A 15,512-nucleotide genomic window follows, 5' to 3' on the forward strand; every position below is an offset into this window, starting at 1 on the left:
TCGTGTCCAACCTCACCCTCGTCATCAAGTCCATCCAGGACGTCATGCGCCAGGACGCCGGCATCAACGGCGACGCGCAGCGCATAGAGCAGATGGTCTGGCTGCTGTTCCTGAAAGTCTTTGACGCGCTGGAAGAAGAGCTGGAGCTGACCCGCGGCGACTACAAGAGCCCCATTCCCGAGCACCTGCGCTGGCGCCATTGGGCTTCAGACTCCGAAGGCATCACCGGCGACGCGCTGCTGGACTTCGTCAACAACACGCTCTTCCCCAAGCTCAAGTCCCTGCCGGCCGACCCGGTGCGCAACCCGCGCGGATGGGTGGTCCGGGGCGTGTTCGAAGATGCCAACAACTTCATGAAAAGCGGCCAGCTGCTGCGGCAGGTGATCAACAAGCTGGGCGCCATCGACTTCAACCGCCAGGCCGAGCGCCACCAGTTCAACGACCTGTACGAGAAGATCCTGCGCGACCTGCAAGGCGCCGGCAACGCGGGCGAGTTCTACACACCGCGCGCCGTCACGCAGTTCATGGTGGACATGGTGAACCCACAGCTGGGCGAGAAGGTGCTGGACCCGGCCACCGGCACCGGCGGCTTCCTGGTCTGCGCGATCGAACACCTGCGCAAGCAAGTGAAGAACACTGAGCAAGAGGCGCTGCTGCAAAGCAGCATCCTGGGCGTGGAGAAGAAGCAGCTGCCGCACCTGCTGTGTGTGACCAACCTGCTGCTGCACGGCATCGAGGTGCCCAGCAACGTGCGCCACGACAATACCCTGGCCCGCCCGCTGCGCGACTACACGCCGGCCGAGCGCGTGGACGTGGTGCTGACCAACCCGCCCTTTGGCGGCATCGAAGAGCCGGGCATCGAGGCCGGCTTCCCGGCCGACGTGCGCACCAAGGAGACGGCAGACCTGTTTCTGGTGCTCATCAAGCACATCCTGAAGGCGAACGGCCGCGCCGCGCTGGTGCTGCCCGACGGCACGCTATTTGGCGAAGGTGTGAAGACGCGCATCAAAGAGCAGCTGCTGGCTGAGTGCAACCTGCACACCATCGTGCGCCTGCCCAACGGCGTGTTTGCCCCCTACACCGGCATCAAAAAAAATCTGCTGTTCTTCACCAAGGGCCGGCCGACCGAGGCCATCTGGTACTACGAGCACCCCTACCCGGCGGGCGCCAAGAGCTACAACAAGACCAAGCCGATCCGCATCGAAGAGTTCGACGCAGAGAAGGCCTGGTGGGGCAGCGAGGCCGACGGCTTTGCGGCGCGAGTGGAGAGCGAGCGTGCTTGGAAGGTGGACATCGCTGCCATCAAGGCAGCGGGCTACAACCTGGACCAGACGAACCCGCACACGCCGGACGCGGTGAGCCACGACCCCGATGAACTGTTGCGCGACTACGCGCGGCTGCAGGCCGAATCGCAAACGCTGCGCAACCAGCTGAAGGCGATCCTGGCGGAGTCGCTGTCGGGGGCGCGGGCGTGAGTGCGGTGCTAGAGGCGCGGGAACCGAGTGCGCGGTACTTGGCAGACGCGCAGCCGGCGCTGGTGCGGCAGTTTGAAATGCTGGCGACTGCGCCGGGCGGGGTGGCGCGGCTGCGGGACTTGATTCTGCGGCTGGCAGTGCAGGGCAAGCTGGTTCAGCAACGGGAGCACGACAACCCGGTGGCCGTTCTGCTGCGAGAGGCTGAACCTGCGAAGGAAGGTGCCGCCTTTCGCAGTCGATTCAAAGCGACCAAGACAGACGATGAACTCATCGCGCCCTTTGCGCTGCCCGAGTCCTGGGCTTGGGTAAGACTGGGTGAGGTAACGGACATCTCGGGTGGCGTCACGCTTGGCCGCAAAGGAACCGTTGAGCAGCCGATCACGCTTCCGTATCTTCGTGTGGCGAACGTGCAGCGCTGGAACGTCCTGTGCCAAGACTTGAAGACCGTTACGATCGCCAAGACGGAACTGGATCGGTACCAACTGCGCGCTGGCGACCTGTTGATCACTGAAGGCGGCGATTGGGACAAAGTGGGGAGAACCGCCATCTGGAGTGGCGAACTTCCAATCTGCCTCCATCAGAACCATGTGTTCAAGGCGCGCGGTTTGACGCCAAGTTGGAACTCGGAATGGGCTCAGGTCTACCTGAACTCTCCGGTCGCGCGGGCCTACTTTGCTTCGTGCTCCAAGCAGACGACCAACCTTGCGTCGATCAACATGACTCAGCTGAAGGCATGTGCCTTTCCGCTGCCGCCAGTCGCTGAGCAAGCCCGCATCGTCGCCCGCGTCGACGAACTAATGCGCCTGTGCGACGCCCTCGAAGCCCAAGGCCGGCTCGAAGCGGAGCAGCACGCCCGCCTGCTCGGCACCCTGCTGGGCACGCTGACCGACAGCAGCACGCCCGAGGAACTGGCCGCGAATTGGAAACGCGTCGCCGACCACTTTGATCTGCTGCTCGACCGCCCCGAGGCCGTGGATGCGCTGGAGCAGACCGTTCTGCAACTGGCTGTTCGAGGGTTGCTGGTCCCGCAGGATCCCCGCGATGAGCCGGCGAGCGAGCTGCTGAAAGCGATTCGTGAAGAAAAGTCCCGATGGAGTAACGAGCGAAGGGGAAGGCGTGAGGCGCCCGAATCGCGTACTGACAGACTCGGCGTTCCGTTTGCAGCGCCGCCAGGCTGGAGCTGGGTCGGGCCGGATCAGGTTGCGCTTCAGATTACCGACGGGACCCATCACACGCCAAAGTATCAAGCCCGCGGAGTCGCTTTTATTTCGGTGAAGGACATCAATGGCTCAACGGTCAACTTCTCTGACTGCAAGTACATCGCGGAAGACGAGCATCGCGAGATCAACGCGCGCTGCAACCCAGAGCGTGGAGATCTGCTTCTATGCCGCATCGGTACGTTGGGTCGGGCAACGCTCGTTGATACCGATAGACCATTCAGCTTGTTCGTGAGCGTAGGTTTAATTAAGTTGCCAAAGAGCAAGGACATCGGGAGGTACCTGCACATGGTGCTATCGAGCCCGCTGCTCGCCGAACAGTACCAGTCCATCAAGGCTGGCGGCAGCCATACCAACAAGCTCAATCTCGGCGACATCCCAAGGCTGCAGATCCCTCTGCCTCCCCTTGCTGAGCAAGCCCGCATCGTCGCCCGCGTCACCGAACTCCGCCGCCTCTGCACCAACCTGCGTCAACGCTTGAATCTCAGCAAAGCCACGCAAACTGCGCTCGCTGATGCCTTGGTCGACCCAGCACTGGCAGCCTAGCCATCGAACAAGATGCATCGCACGTTCAAGGACTTGAGAACGCCGTCTGGCAAAGACGACGCGGTCGAGCTCTCATGGGGTGAGCGCTTCGACGAATCCGGCGTCAGCTGGGACGAACTGCTGAAGTCTCAGCGCATTCTTATCGTGTCGGAGGCAGGTGCCGGCAAGACCTATGAATGCGAGTCGAAGGCGCGGGAGCTCTTCACTCGCGGCGAGCCTGCGTTCTTCCTGTCACTTGAGAGCGTCGCATCCACGGGCGTTGTCGCAACCCTTTTCGGGGACGACCTGACGCGCTTCAACGACTGGTTGGCATCTTCGTCGCAGTTCGCCTACTTCTTCCTCGACTCCATCGATGAGCTTCAACTTGCCCATCGGTCGTTCAAGGACGCTCTGCGCCGATTTGCGTACGACATCCGGGGGGCGTTGGGACGGGCAACCGTGGTGGTCACCGCTCGACCAGTGCCCATTGATCGCCAGGCGTTCAAGGAGATCTTGCCTGTGCCGGCTGCAGTAGGCGTAGTCGACTCAGAAGATGAGTTCATACGCATCGCGATGGATGGGCCCAACAAGGGCAAGGACGACGGTCCGCCTTCGCACCGCGAGGTTGAACTGCTCCCGCTCATGGGGCCACAGATCGTCGAGTTCGCTCGGGCTCGTGGAATCCAGAACCCAGATGCTCTGCTTCAGGCAATCGACGCCAAGCATGCCCGAGAGTTTGCGCGCAAGCCTCAAGACCTGATCGAGCTGTGCGATGACTGGCGCGAGCACGGGCGAATCCGCACGCACCTCGATCAGGTTCAAACCCATGTGCGTGCCAGGTTGACCGCTCGTCCGGATCGGCGCGAGAAGGCGGACCTGTCGCCCGAGAAGGCGCGGTCGGGCGCGCAGCGGCTCGCGCTGGCGGTGATGCTGAGTCGGCGCCTGACCGTGCGCTACAGCGCGGGGTCGGATGGCGACGCGACGGGTGGCGCGCCAATCGACCCGCGTGCGCTGCTACCCGACTGGGGCGTCAACGAAGTGTCTGCGCTGCTGGAGCGCCCGATCTTTGTGGAGGGGGGATACGGTCGCGTCCGCTTCCACCATCGGTCAGTCATGGAGTTCTTGGCCGCCTGCCAGATCCATGACCTGATTGAGGCCGGGCTCCTTGCCCAGTCGGCGGCCGCTCGTCTCTTGTTCGGGCTTACGCCGACGAACCAGACGATTCTCAAGCCATCGATGAGGCCTGTCGCGGGCTGGCTGGCTTTGCTTCGGTCGGACATGTTCGAGAGGATCGTCAAGCTTGAGCCTGATGCGCTGTTGACCCACGGCGACCCTGAATCGCTGAACGATCTCCAGCGCGAGCGCGCTTTACTCGGCTTTGTCGAACGATACGGCCGGGGCCAGTGGCGTGGCCTTGAAGTACCGAATCTGCAGGTAGCACGGCTAGCTCAACTTGGGCTGACCGACACGGTGCTCTCCGCCTGGGCCGCTGGTGTCGAGGCTCCTGAAGTCCGGGAGTTGTTGCTCCGGCTCGTGAGCGCCGGGCGGATGCGAGGTTGCGCAGACTTGGTTGCAAGCGTCGCCGCTGACACTACCTGCAGCGATCGCGAACGATTCGAGGCACTGCTCGCGCTCGCGGCTCTGGGCGACTCGCGTCTCGGACCGATGGTTGATGCGATCGTCACACTGGCGCCTGGCTGGTCGGAGCGGCTTGCGCGCTGGGTGGGGACGATGCTGTATCCGGAGCACGTCAGCGAAGCACAGCTGGTTCAGCTCTTGGCAAGAGTTCGCAGCGACACGAGAAGCGGTGGAGACTACGCCGACAGTGTCGCCCGGGTGATCCAGAAGGCCGACCTGAGCCAAGCCCGCCTTGAAGCCTTGTTGCCCGATGTGCTTGGGCTTGCACGCGGCGGGCTGGCGGCTTCGGAAGAAGAGTTCCAAGACGTTGCTGGGCGGCTGGAAATGTCGAGCATCCTGCGCTCGCTGTGCATCCGGTTGCTCGAACGCGGCAGCGTCAGCGAGATGCTGATCGAGGCCTCGCTTCTTGCCATGCGGTCTGCCAATGCTTCGTCTGGCCTCAGGAAGGGCAAGACCGAGATCCGTGCGCTTCTTGACGCGCTGCCTGCCGAATGGCGACCCCGGGTCTTTGGGGCAGAGCTGGCCTGCGTAGAGTTGCTCGGCGCTGACCGCAGCGCCAGGTATCGACTGGTTCGAATCGTCTACGAAGGGGCGCTGAACTACGCATTGGTCCTCGACGGCAAGTGGGTACTGGGGGCACTTGCCGACGTAAACGTTTCGCCCGAGCGTCGCGCCGTGCTGCTTCACTTGGCCGCACACCTCTATGCGATTGAGGGACGCCTCCACGATGGCCTGGAGGCCATGCGCCAGGCCGTGAGCGATTCGACAGCGCTGACAGATGAGCTGAACTCGATCGTCGAAGCGAGTAAACCAAGCGCTCAGTTCCTCCAGATGCAGGAGGAGCAGCGTAAGCGGCAAGAGCGTCAGGCCAAGAAGCGCGCCGACGAGAGGGATGCATGGGCTCAGCTCAGGCGAGAACTCGCTGAGCAACCACCGCTTGCGCTAGCGCCGGGCCGCAGCAGCAACACGATCTGGAGCCTTTGGCTGGTTCTACGGCGACTGGATCGCAACGGACACGAGGGGCGATGGAATCGCGCGTTCTTGGTCTCCCACTTTGGAGGCGACGTCACGGACAGGCTGAGGCTCGCCTTGATGGCCTATTGGCGCAGCATGCGCCCGACGGTTCGCTGTGAGCGTCGGCTGGGAGAGGAGAACACCTATCTCGTGGTGTGGTCTATCGGCCTCATGGGCATCTACGCGGAAGCGGAGGATCCACTCTGGGCGACAAAGCTGAGTCGTGCTGAAGCCGAGTTCGCAGCTCGGTATGCCTTGCTGGAGCTGAACGGCCTGCCCAGTTGGCTCGGCGACCTTGCGATTGCGCACCCAAAGGAGGTGGAGGACATCATCGGCTCCGAGTTCGTCGACGAACTGCTGGACTCGGGAGCAACTTCGGGTTGGCACTCTATGGTGCTGCAGTCCTTGCGGAATGGCAGGCAGGACGTCGCTCAGGTCTTTCTGCCCCGACTGCTCGGCTGGCTCGCGTGGTCCGGCAGCCCACTCATGCAGTTGCCGCATTCGCCGTCGAACGAGCAGAAGCTGTCCCAGGTGATGCGCGTGCTCTTGGAGCATGCCGGCTCCGACATCAGAGGTCCCTTGGAGGAACTGGCCGCCGAGCAGGTGCATGCCGCCGGCACCGGTGCGTACCTGTTGCTCTGGTTGCCTGTCTTGTTCTCGCTCGCGCCGAAGCGGGCTGTCGAGAGCTTGCTTGCGGTCTTGGCGTCTCTTCCTGTGGAGCCAGACGGCGCAGCTGTACGCGTGGTCGGATCGCTGTTTAGCGAACGCGCTGGATCAGTGTCGACCGCTTGGTCCACGAAGTTGTCGCTTGCCGACCTGCTTCGGCTGACGGTTGTCTTGCATCGTCACGTCAGATCGGAGGACGATCTCGTTCACGACACCGTCTACACGCCAGGGGCGCGCGATTTTGCCGAAGATGGGCGCCGCTACATCTTCGATGCACTGATGAAGACCAGTGGACCGGAAGCTTTCCGCGCAAAGCTGGCGCTGGCAGCCGATCCGCTCTTCGCGCGCTTGAAAGATCACATTGCGGCGTTAGCTCAGGAGCGGCTTGCCGCAGAGATCGACTCTAGCGCTTGGACGCCCGCGGAGGTTGCCACTCTTTTGTCTCGCAAGGAGCTTTCGCCCAAGACCGCAACCGACATGGCCCAGTTGTTGGTCGATCGGCTGGACGACCTTCAGGAACTGTTGCTCAAGGACACAGGACCACGTGCCGGCTGGGCGTCGATCGACGACGAGAACACGCTGCGGCCCTTGATTGCCCGCGAACTGGAAGTTGCATCCCGGGAAGCCTACACCGTTGATCAGGAGGCCGTGACCGCTGATGGCAAGGAGACCGACATTCGTCTTCGGGCTGTTTCAGGGTACCAAGCGACGATCGAACTGAAAATCGGTGAGAAGGGGCGATCCGCGCGCGAGCTCTGCGACGCGATCGACGACCAGTTGGTCAAGAAGTACATGGCCCATCGTGATGCGCGTACGGGCTGTCTGCTCGTCACGGTGTCTGACCCGGGCAGGTACTGGCAGCATCCCGAGACAGGCGAACGAATCGATCGCTTCGGCCTGCAGACGCTCCTTCAGGTAAAGGCGGATGCCGCTCAGCAGAGACTTGGCGGGGAGGCCCGTGTTCTCTCTCGAGTGCTTGACCTTGTTGCACGCCTCCCGACGGAGAAGAAAACCTGACCCGCTCTCCTCTCGGATAGGGAAGCTCAGATTTAGGCTCCCAATTGCCAGGTCTGGCGTAGGTGCTGACAGACTGCCTCCGGCTAGCTGTGGCCGCTCCACGTCGCGCCTCGCGACGGACAGCGGGAGGATATCGGGTTAGCTGCCGCCAGACCGGGCAAGCGTAAGACACATGGGCGGAGACTAAGTCCTCCAAACTGACCGGCGGATTGCGAGTCCGCCGGCTCGCATTCCCCCTATCTTTCTTGATGAAGCGCCATAGTTGCGAGGGGACGACAGTGAAAGCGCCGCTGCTTAATGGTCTGGGCTTTGGGTCGCGTTCCTAGTACGCTTTGCCCTGCGCGCGAAATACAAGGAAAAAGGGGAGGAAGCATGCGCTGGCGATATGGGGGTCTGTGCATTGCCGCGGCTCTCAGCGGCTGTGCTGATATTCAGCATCTCAAAGGCAAAACCGAAATTGCCTTCAGCAGGCCTCTCGATGGCGTTCAATCTCTTGAGGCGGCAGCTGGAACGGACCCCTACAACCCGCTGTATCAAATCGACTACCTAGGCCAGCGGGAAAAGTACGCCCGGGAATTCTTGACGCAGGCCGAGCTGCTGCGTGCCGAGGGGAAGTTCGCAGAAGCAACGGCAGCCTATGAGCGGGTGCTCCAGCTGGATCGGGGCAACATGCGCGCGACGGAAGGTCTCGTCGGGCTGCAGCACGATTTGCGCGACGAGCGCCGTTTGGCAGAAGGCGAAGGCTTTCTCGCACAGGGCAAAGCTGACATGGCTCTGAGTCGGGCCCAGGATGTCCTGGAGCGAAGTTCGAGAAACCGGCGCGCCGGCAAGCTGAAGGAAGCATCGCTAAATGCCCTTACCGAGCAGCAGGTTGCGCGGGATCGGATCCAGGCCGGCCGGGCGGTCCTGGACGCCCCGGTCACCTTGCAGTTGCGTGATGCGCCTATCCGGATCGCCTTCGAATCCATTTCCAAGTCCACGGGGTTGAACATTTTGCTGGACCGGGACGTGAAGCAAGACGTCCGTGTCAGCATCTTCGTCAAGGACATCTCCGTAGCGGATGCGATTGACCTCGTGCTGCTGCAGAACCAGCTCGACAAGCGTGTCATCAACACCAATACCATCCTGATCTACCCTTCGAACCCTGCCAAGCAGGCAGAGTATGAGGACTTGGTCATCCGTACCTTCCAGGTGACCAATGCGGACCTGAAGTACCTGACAGGCCTCCTGAAGACAATGCTCAAGGTCAAGGAAGTATCTGCCGACGAGCGCTCCAACACACTGGTCATTCGAGATACACCTGAACGAATCCGCTTGGCTGCGCGGCTGATCGCGGCGCATGACATTCCCGAGCCGGAGGTCATGCTGGAGGTTCAGGTGCTGGAAATCAGCTCAGGCCGAAACAGCAACCTCGGCATCCAACCGCCCACGGGCATCACGGTGCAAACGCCGGGAACCGCTGGAACCCTGACCCTGGGCCAACTGCGCAGTCTCGGGCGAAACGACCTGCTCGTGTCGCCGCTCACGGCCAGCATCAACTTCAAACTCGAGGACGCCGATGCCCGCGTCCTTGCCAGTCCACGCATTCGCGCCCGGAACAGGGAAAAGGCCAGGATCTTGATCGGTGATCGGGTGCCCACCATCACCAACACTGTGACGCCGATCAACACCGGGGCGTCGGTCGTGACCGGCAATGTCACCTACCAGGACGTTGGCCTGAAGCTGGAATTCGAGTCGCAGGTCTACGGCAATCAGGAGGTAGGCATCAAGGTGAACCTGGAGGTCAGCAACATCGTCCAGGCCTTTACCGATCCCCAGGGCGGGCGCTCCTACCAGATCGGGACCAGAAACGCCAACACCACGCTTCGGCTGAAGGATGGCGAAACCCAGGTTCTTGGTGGATTGATCTCCGACAATGAGCGGAATACGGCCTCCCTGATTCCCGGGCTGGGGCACCTGCCCATCGTGGGGAAGTTATTTGGCAACAATGAAGGAAGCAGTGGCCAAACCGAGATCGTTCTGGCGGTCACCCCTAGAATTTTGCGAGAGGCTTCGGTCAGCGCACCCCAGACGACGAGCATCTTCTCGGGAACCGTGAACACGGTGCGCGAGCGGCCGATCCTTGCCGAGCCGCTCAAGGTGCTGAAGCTTGCCGATCGAACTGCTGTTGTTCCGCCCGGTTCCGTAGCAGCAACACCCACGGTGCCTTTTCCTGTTGCGCCCCCTGAAAGCCCTGCGAGCCCGCCTGCAGCCGCTCCGCCTTCGGGTAACCCGGTCCAAGAGGCACCCGCACCCCAGGTCAGTGAACCGGTGCCGATGAGCTCAGGTGCTGCGCTGCCACCACCGCCACCGTTGATCCACAGAGGCCAGCGCAACTGAGCGGTCATGGTCAAGTTCCACCTTCCAAGCGTGGCCAAGGTTCTGAAACCCATGCGCGGCTTCACCCTGATCGAGCTGCTCGTGGTCTTTTCGCTGCTGGCTTTGCTCCTGAGCATCGCGGTGCCGAAATACCTCGGCAGCTACGATCAAGCACGAGAAAAGGTGCGGCGCCAGAACATGGAAACCATCCGCGACGCCTTGGACAAGTTCAGGGCTGATCAAGGGCGCTACCCGGCCGATTTGGCTGAAGTGGTGAGCAAGCAATACCTGCGCAGCGTGCCGCTCGACCCGGTTTCGGATTCGAGCAGTTGGGTGCCCGTTGCCCACCCGTCGGGTCAGGACGCTGGCGTTTACGACGTGCTGCCGCCTGCCTCCACCGAGGCAAAAGATCCCTGAACTGATGTGAGTGCAAATAAAAGAAAGTGTGGCGCGGGTTTTACGCTAATCGAGCTGCTGGTCACGTTGGCCTTGGTTGGAGTTGCGGCAGCCATCGTGTTGCCGCTGGCCTCGCTGGCCGAGACGCGTGCAAAGGAAGCAGAGCTTCGCCAGGCCTTGCGCAACATCAGGCAAGCTTTGGACGAGTACAAGGCTGCCGCCGACGCTGGTGTGATCGACAAGCCCACGGGTACCTCAGGGTACCCGACAAGCCTGGAAGTCCTCGTGACGGGAGTGCCCCGGTCTGCCGCACTTGGTGCCAGCGAGATGCCGCTTGTCTTCCTCCGGCGCATCCCCCGCGATCCCTTCTTCGCAGATAACAGCACACCTGCAGCGCAGACCTGGCGAATCAGGTCCTATGGAGCGGCTCCCGGGGAGTCAAATGCGGGTCAAGACGTATTCGACGTGAGCTCAAAATCGAATAGGACCGCCCTGGACGGTACCAGGATCAGTGAATGGTGAGGCCATGAATCGTGCTCGGACGTCAAAACAAGCGCGCGGAGTGGTCCTGCTGGTGGTGCTCTTGTTCGTGTTCCTAACTACTCTGGCGGCCAGCGGCATGGTCAAGAGCTACCAGACGGCAAGTCAGCGGGAGAAGGAGGCGCAACTCCTGTTTGCTGGAGACCAATACCGCCGCGCGATTGCTTCGTACTACAGCACCGTTCCAGCCGGGCAACCTCGCTCATTGCCGCTGCAGCTGGAAGACCTTGTCAACGATCACCGGTTCCCTACCCCACGGCATCATTTGCGTCGGCTCTATCCGGACCCCATCACCAACCGCGTGGATTGGGGGCTGGTGATGGAAGCTGGAGGTATTGCGGGGGTGTACAGCAAGGGTCAGAGCAAACCCTTGAAACAGGCCGGATTTCCCCGCCGGTACGCCCACTTCGAGCATCAACCTGCATATTCCAGCTGGGTTTTCCGGGTGGATCGCTAGCGCCAAGCCTTCTGCTACGGCCTCATGATCAATGACTGCCGCTCTTTGAGTGGCAAATAGGTGAGCTCGACCGAGTCGCCGGTGATGGCTTCCACCCGATACGTTTTGTCGATCTCGTCGCCTGCTTGAACAGTCAGCACTTCGTCCCGCATCCGCAGGAACGCCACAGGCCTGCCGCCGGCGATGCGATCACCGGTGATCCCGCCCAGAACGGTGAAGGGCAGCGGAGGCGCCGTCGGGGGAGCCGGAGTGGGGGGTGGCTGCGCGGCGACGGGCGCGGCGACCTTCGCCACGACCGTCGGGGCTTTGCTGACTGATCGGGCAGTGAATCCGGTCTTGCGAGCGCCGAGTTCGCCCGAGTCGGCCTGCAGATTGAGCAGATCGAAAGGATTGTGGGTGACATGGCCCTGCACGGGTGTGGGTGCCGCTGAAGGTATAGGCGGCGGAGTCGGCCCAACTGATTGCGGCTCCAAAGGCTGGATGGTTGTAGCAGCCAGGTTCTCGCGTTCTGCCGGCTGTACGATGTCCGCGCTTTCCGGCAGCAGGTCACCACTGAATGAAGCCGCTAAGGCAAAGCTCAAGAACCCAGCCATAGCAATTCCCGCAGTTCGCAACCAGCGGGGTACATTCTTTTGAACTGCGTTGAACATGCCGTAGCCGCCTGAAATCACAATCTGGCAAGGCCCGAAGGCGGTAAGTCATCGCGGTAGAGAAGAACCAGCTTGAAGGCAATTTCGCCTTGCAACGTTGTTCCGTCACTGCGTTCGAAGCGCAGCTCCTGCAATGAGGCATGCGGAATCTTTCCCAGGACAGCTGCCAGGAAGCGCTTTAGCTTGGGGTATTCCTCGCTGACGCGGATATCGAGTGTCCGAAGCTGCAAGGCCAGAGCCGGGTTGCGCTCCCGGTGGTACTGCACGGAATCGATTCGCAACCCGGTTTCTTTCGCCAGCCTGAATAGCTCCTCATAGTCTCGGGTGTGCTGTGCCGCTTGCGGAAGACTGCTGTGCAGTCCAGGCTTGCTTCGCTCCTGCTGCATCCCCGCCAGCGCAACCGGACGAGCTAAGCGGGCTGCGCGCTCCAGGGTCTGAGCGGTTCGAGAGTGCAGATACCAGGCAAAGCCGGACACAGTTCCCCCGCAAACCAGGAAGGCCAAGCCCACCAAAGCAGGCGACATCCGACGGATCCGATCGAGTGCCTTCATTAATCAGCCTTGAGAATGGATGGGGCATTCGAGCGGAGTTCGATCTGAAAGCGCAGGACGTTTCTGCCCAAACTCTCATCTGGCTCGTGCATGGTCAGCTCAGCATGACTGACTCGCGGGTCGGACTGAAGCGCCCGGACATATCGAAGCATCAGAGGTGCGCTCGCCGCCAAAGCTTCCAGACGAAGCTGCACCTCGCCTCTTTCGGATGCCTCGGGCGCGAGCGACAGAAGCGTTACGCCAGAGCGGGTCTGGTGCGCAGCGTTCTCAAGAACATCGAGCACCTCGAACCAGCGCAAACCCGTCATCTGCCGTAGCCGCTCTTCCTCTTTGACGCGCTGGCGGGTTTGAGGATCGGATGCCCGAGTTTGGGCGTTTCGCTGCTCCTCGGACTCCGCGTCCCTGGCTGCCCGAGCGCTCAACACCAACAATTCTGCTCGATGGGCTTCCTGCGCATTCGTACCGAGTACCCAGAGCGAGCCCAGGAGGAGGGCAGTGCCGGCCGCGAAGATCAACCAGGCTGCCATCGAGTGGCGCGGCGCCCGTGGTGCTATGTCAAGCGGATCTCGCAAAAGGTGAAGCTTCATACAGCAACGGTTTCCACCGGACTGGCGTCCGGACAGTCATCCCAGTGAACCTGGTGGATCGCCACGTCCGGAGTGATTGCATGCGCAGCGGCAAAGCGCGCAACGGCACCTGCAAGTGCTTCATCGCGCTCACTCGCAGGGATCCAGCCGCGCCATACGGCTCTGAGATGATCCCCTCGGCCGTGAGTGAGCATGACCAGCTCTGTCCGTGGCGCATTGTGAGCAGGCTCCGTCCAGACGAACAGCTGATCATTGGAAGTTGCGCTGGAACCGTGCATCTCCAGCATAGAAAGTGCCGCCGGCCGACAGCTCACAAATCGCATGCCCGTGCGGCTTGCAAAAGCGTCGATGCACTCAAAAACCGCTCGATCGACACCGGAGACGAGCAGATCCTGGTCTCGGCCGACCTTGGCCCAACGGGTGATCTGTGACGCCGGATCGATGCTCCACATCTGACGAATCCAAGCCCTTACGTACTCATCACGATCAGTCGCAGCAACCGCCATGGATGTGCGCATCAAGCCGAGCCGTGAGTGAGTCAGGCCTACCTGCACGGCCAGTTCCATGTCCGCTAAGCCGAAGCCGCCTTCTTGGGGTGTGAGGAGTCGCTCCAGCGCGGGTGGCAAATTCCTGGCATTAAATGCCGCTTCCGAGCAGAGGGAAGAACCCTGAACAGGGCCTGCTTGGGTTCGCTTTCCACGACCGTAGAACGGCAGGAGACGCGCGGCAAGGCTTGCCGCCGGTTCCGGCGACATGCTCAGACGATTGCGGCTGATTTTCAAAAGAACTCGGGCTCGCATATCACTGAACGGGAGTGACTCTGTTGATCTCTTCCAGGGTGGTGCCGCCTCGGAGGACCAGTGCCACCGCGGAATCGCGTAGGCTGCGAAAGCCGCGGTCGCGCGCCGCACGCTTCACCGTGGACACGGGTGACTGCTTCACGAGCAGGTCCTTGATCTCATCGTCCACCGGGAGCGTTTCCGCGATCACGGCTCGTCCCTTGTAGCCCGTTCCGCGGCAGTGCTCGCAACCTACGGCTTGTTTGAGCTTGATGCCTTCTGTCTGTGCCGTGACTCCCAGCTCGCTCCCCAGGCTTGGACTGGCTTGTTCCTCCTGGGCACAGTGCGGACAGACCAAGCGGACGAGGCGCTGGGCCATGATCCCCGTCAAGGCGGCTACCAGGCTGTAGCTATCGACGCCCATGTTCGAGAACCGGCCGAGTACGTCGAACACATTGTTGGCATGCACCGTGGTGAACACCTGGTGGCCCGTCAGCGCCGCTTGCACGGCAATCTGGGCCGTTTCGCTGTCCCGGATTTCCCCCACCATGATCTTGTCGGGGTCGTGGCGCAGGACTGACCTCAGGCCTTTCGCAAAAGTCAGCCCTTTTTTCTCATTGACTGGGATCTGGAGCACGCCGGCCAGCTGGTACTCGATGGGATCCTCGATCGTCACGATCTTGTCCAATCCCGTGTTGATTTCGGAAAGGGCTGCATAGAGGGTGGTGGTCTTGCCGCTCCCCGTCGGCCCCGTGACCAACAGCAGCCCATACGGCAGCGAGGACGAGTGCCGGATGAAGCGTTTGACCTCTTCTTCCAGGCTCAAGCTGTCCAGTGTGAGGGATTGGAATTGGCCGGTGAGGTGCTTGCGATCCAGGATCCGCAGGACGGCATCCTCGCCGGCGGCATTGGGCATGATCGATACCCGAAAGTCGATCTCACGCTGGTCCAAAGTGACCCTGAACCGGCCGTCTTGGGGGATGCGTCTCTCCGAAATGTCCAGGTCGGACAGCACCTTGATGCGGGAGACCGTCTGGTGAGCCGCTTCGAGGCTGTCGATGCGCTTCATGGCTTGCAGTACGCCATCGATCCGGTACTTGATAGTCAGGGTCTTGCCCTGCACCTCGAAGTGGATGTCCGATGCCCCAAGCTTCAGCGCGTCATACAGGGTGGAGTCGACCAAGCGTACCGTGGGGTGGGCGGTCGCCTCGATGGTGGCCAACGACAGACTGAGCACCGCCGAGACTTCCGCAGCGCCCCTGTCCGTCTCGACCTCCAGTGAATCCATAGCGCGCACGCTTTGCTCGGCTGAGCGCAGGCATTCTTCGAAGTCCTGCTTGGTCACCAGCACTCTCTCGAGCAGTCGGGGCGCAATGGCCTCTATGGTCGATTCAAACCAGAGCTGCAGATCAAAGGCCAGAGGGTCGTGCGTCACGAAAACCAGCGACTGGCCCTTCTCATTCATACTTCCATCATCATCCCGCCGCCCGAGAAGAGCCCCACGCTTGGAACACTCCGCGTAGCTCGCCAAATCAAAATCGGGCCGCACACCTTGCAGGTCAGCGGCGGTCATGGCAGCCATGAAAAATAGCTGTGCCTGGAGGCCCAGCGAGGTTTGCGTGTCAATGCTTTCGGCATCCAT

The 15,512-nt window shown here is 61.7% G+C and carries 12 protein-coding genes; 7 read left to right on the forward strand and 5 right to left on the reverse strand.

The features are described 5' to 3' along the window. Positions 1-2 precede the first annotated feature (2 nt). The 7 genes from RTA_RS06405 (at position 3) to RTA_RS06430 (ending at position 11,303) form a co-directional block, all read left to right on the forward strand. Positions 3-1,475, forward strand: a complete 1,473-nt coding sequence (locus RTA_RS06405; RefSeq protein ID WP_041675118.1) for a type I restriction-modification system subunit M — start codon at positions 3-5, stop codon at positions 1,473-1,475. 38 nt (positions 1,476-1,513) lie between these two features. Next, the gene (locus tag RTA_RS06410; RefSeq protein ID WP_143762909.1) at positions 1,514-3,238 is read left to right on the forward strand and encodes a restriction endonuclease subunit S; all 1,725 of its coding nucleotides are present in this window, start codon (positions 1,514-1,516) and stop codon (positions 3,236-3,238) included. A gap of 12 nt (positions 3,239-3,250) precedes the next feature. Continuing rightward, entirely contained in the window at positions 3,251-7,552 is a 4,302-nt protein-coding gene (gene hyoA / locus RTA_RS06415) for an NACHT domain-containing antiphage protein HyoA (protein WP_013900573.1), read from the forward strand. 372 nt (positions 7,553-7,924) lie between these two features. Beyond that, positions 7,925-9,931 carry a secretin GspD/PilQ domain-containing protein gene (locus tag RTA_RS06420; protein ID WP_013900574.1) on the forward strand — a complete coding sequence of 669 codons (2,007 nt, stop codon included), beginning with the start codon at positions 7,925-7,927 and terminating at the stop codon, positions 9,929-9,931. Positions 9,932-9,961: 30 nt separating this feature from the next. Further along, positions 9,962-10,327, forward strand: a complete 366-nt coding sequence (locus RTA_RS06425; protein WP_226986127.1) for a prepilin-type N-terminal cleavage/methylation domain-containing protein — start codon at positions 9,962-9,964, stop codon at positions 10,325-10,327. Positions 10,328-10,333: 6 nt separating this feature from the next. Next, the gene (locus RTA_RS20135) at positions 10,334-10,828 is read left to right on the forward strand and encodes a type II secretion system protein (protein WP_013900576.1); all 495 of its coding nucleotides are present in this window, start codon (positions 10,334-10,336) and stop codon (positions 10,826-10,828) included. Between the two features lie 4 nt (positions 10,829-10,832). Beyond that, complete coding sequence (locus RTA_RS06430) at positions 10,833-11,303, forward strand: type II secretion system protein (protein ID WP_013900577.1); 471 nt, start codon at positions 10,833-10,835, stop codon at positions 11,301-11,303. 14 nt (positions 11,304-11,317) lie between these two features. Here RTA_RS06430 and RTA_RS20595 read toward each other — a convergent pair whose 3' ends face one another. From RTA_RS20595 to RTA_RS06445, 5 genes are read right to left on the reverse strand one after another with little or no spacing between them, the layout of a single operon-like run. Then, positions 11,318-11,953 (reverse strand): hypothetical protein, encoded by a 636-nt coding sequence (locus tag RTA_RS20595; protein ID WP_143762910.1) that lies wholly within the window; start codon positions 11,951-11,953, stop codon positions 11,318-11,320. 17 nt (positions 11,954-11,970) lie between these two features. Beyond that, on the reverse strand, positions 11,971-12,504 hold the full coding sequence (locus RTA_RS20600; protein WP_143762911.1) for a hypothetical protein: 534 nt from the start codon (positions 12,502-12,504) through the stop codon (positions 11,971-11,973). After that, positions 12,504-13,031: a hypothetical protein gene (locus RTA_RS06440; protein ID WP_041675119.1), complete on the reverse strand. Its 528-nt coding sequence runs from the start codon at positions 13,029-13,031 to the stop codon at positions 12,504-12,506. Before RTA_RS06440 ends, RTA_RS20600 begins: the two co-directional genes overlap by 1 nt. 56 nt (positions 13,032-13,087) lie before the next feature. After that, positions 13,088-13,873, reverse strand: a complete 786-nt coding sequence (locus RTA_RS20605) for a hypothetical protein (protein ID WP_143762912.1) — start codon at positions 13,871-13,873, stop codon at positions 13,088-13,090. 19 nt (positions 13,874-13,892) lie between these two features. Further along, positions 13,893-15,512, reverse strand: a complete 1,620-nt coding sequence (locus RTA_RS06445) for a GspE/PulE family protein (RefSeq protein ID WP_143762913.1) — start codon at positions 15,510-15,512, stop codon at positions 13,893-13,895.

The sequence above is a fragment of the Ramlibacter tataouinensis TTB310 genome, from assembly GCF_000215705.1.
GTDB classification, from domain to species: Bacteria; Pseudomonadota; Gammaproteobacteria; order Burkholderiales; family Burkholderiaceae_C; genus Ramlibacter; species Ramlibacter tataouinensis.

Bases quoted from the DNA above. Each gene is read 5' to 3' on its own strand.
- hyoA (WP_013900573.1), top strand. From the start codon at position 3,251: ATGCATCGCACGTTCAAGGACTTGAGAACGCCGTCTGGCAAAGACGAC.
- RTA_RS06420 (WP_013900574.1), top strand. From the start codon at position 7,925: ATGCGCTGGCGATATGGGGGTCTGTGCATTGCCGCGGCTCTCAGCGGC.
- RTA_RS06430 (WP_013900577.1), top strand. From the start codon at position 10,833: ATGAATCGTGCTCGGACGTCAAAACAAGCGCGCGGAGTGGTCCTGCTG.
- RTA_RS20595 (WP_143762910.1), bottom strand. From the start codon at position 11,953: ATGTTCAACGCAGTTCAAAAGAATGTACCCCGCTGGTTGCGAACTGCG.
- RTA_RS20600 (WP_143762911.1), bottom strand. From the start codon at position 12,504: ATGAAGGCACTCGATCGGATCCGTCGGATGTCGCCTGCTTTGGTGGGC.
- RTA_RS06440 (WP_041675119.1), bottom strand. From the start codon at position 13,031: ATGGCAGCCTGGTTGATCTTCGCGGCCGGCACTGCCCTCCTCCTGGGC.
- RTA_RS06445 (WP_143762913.1), bottom strand. From the start codon at position 15,512: ATGGATGCCGAAAGCATTGACACGCAAACCTCGCTGGGCCTCCAGGCA.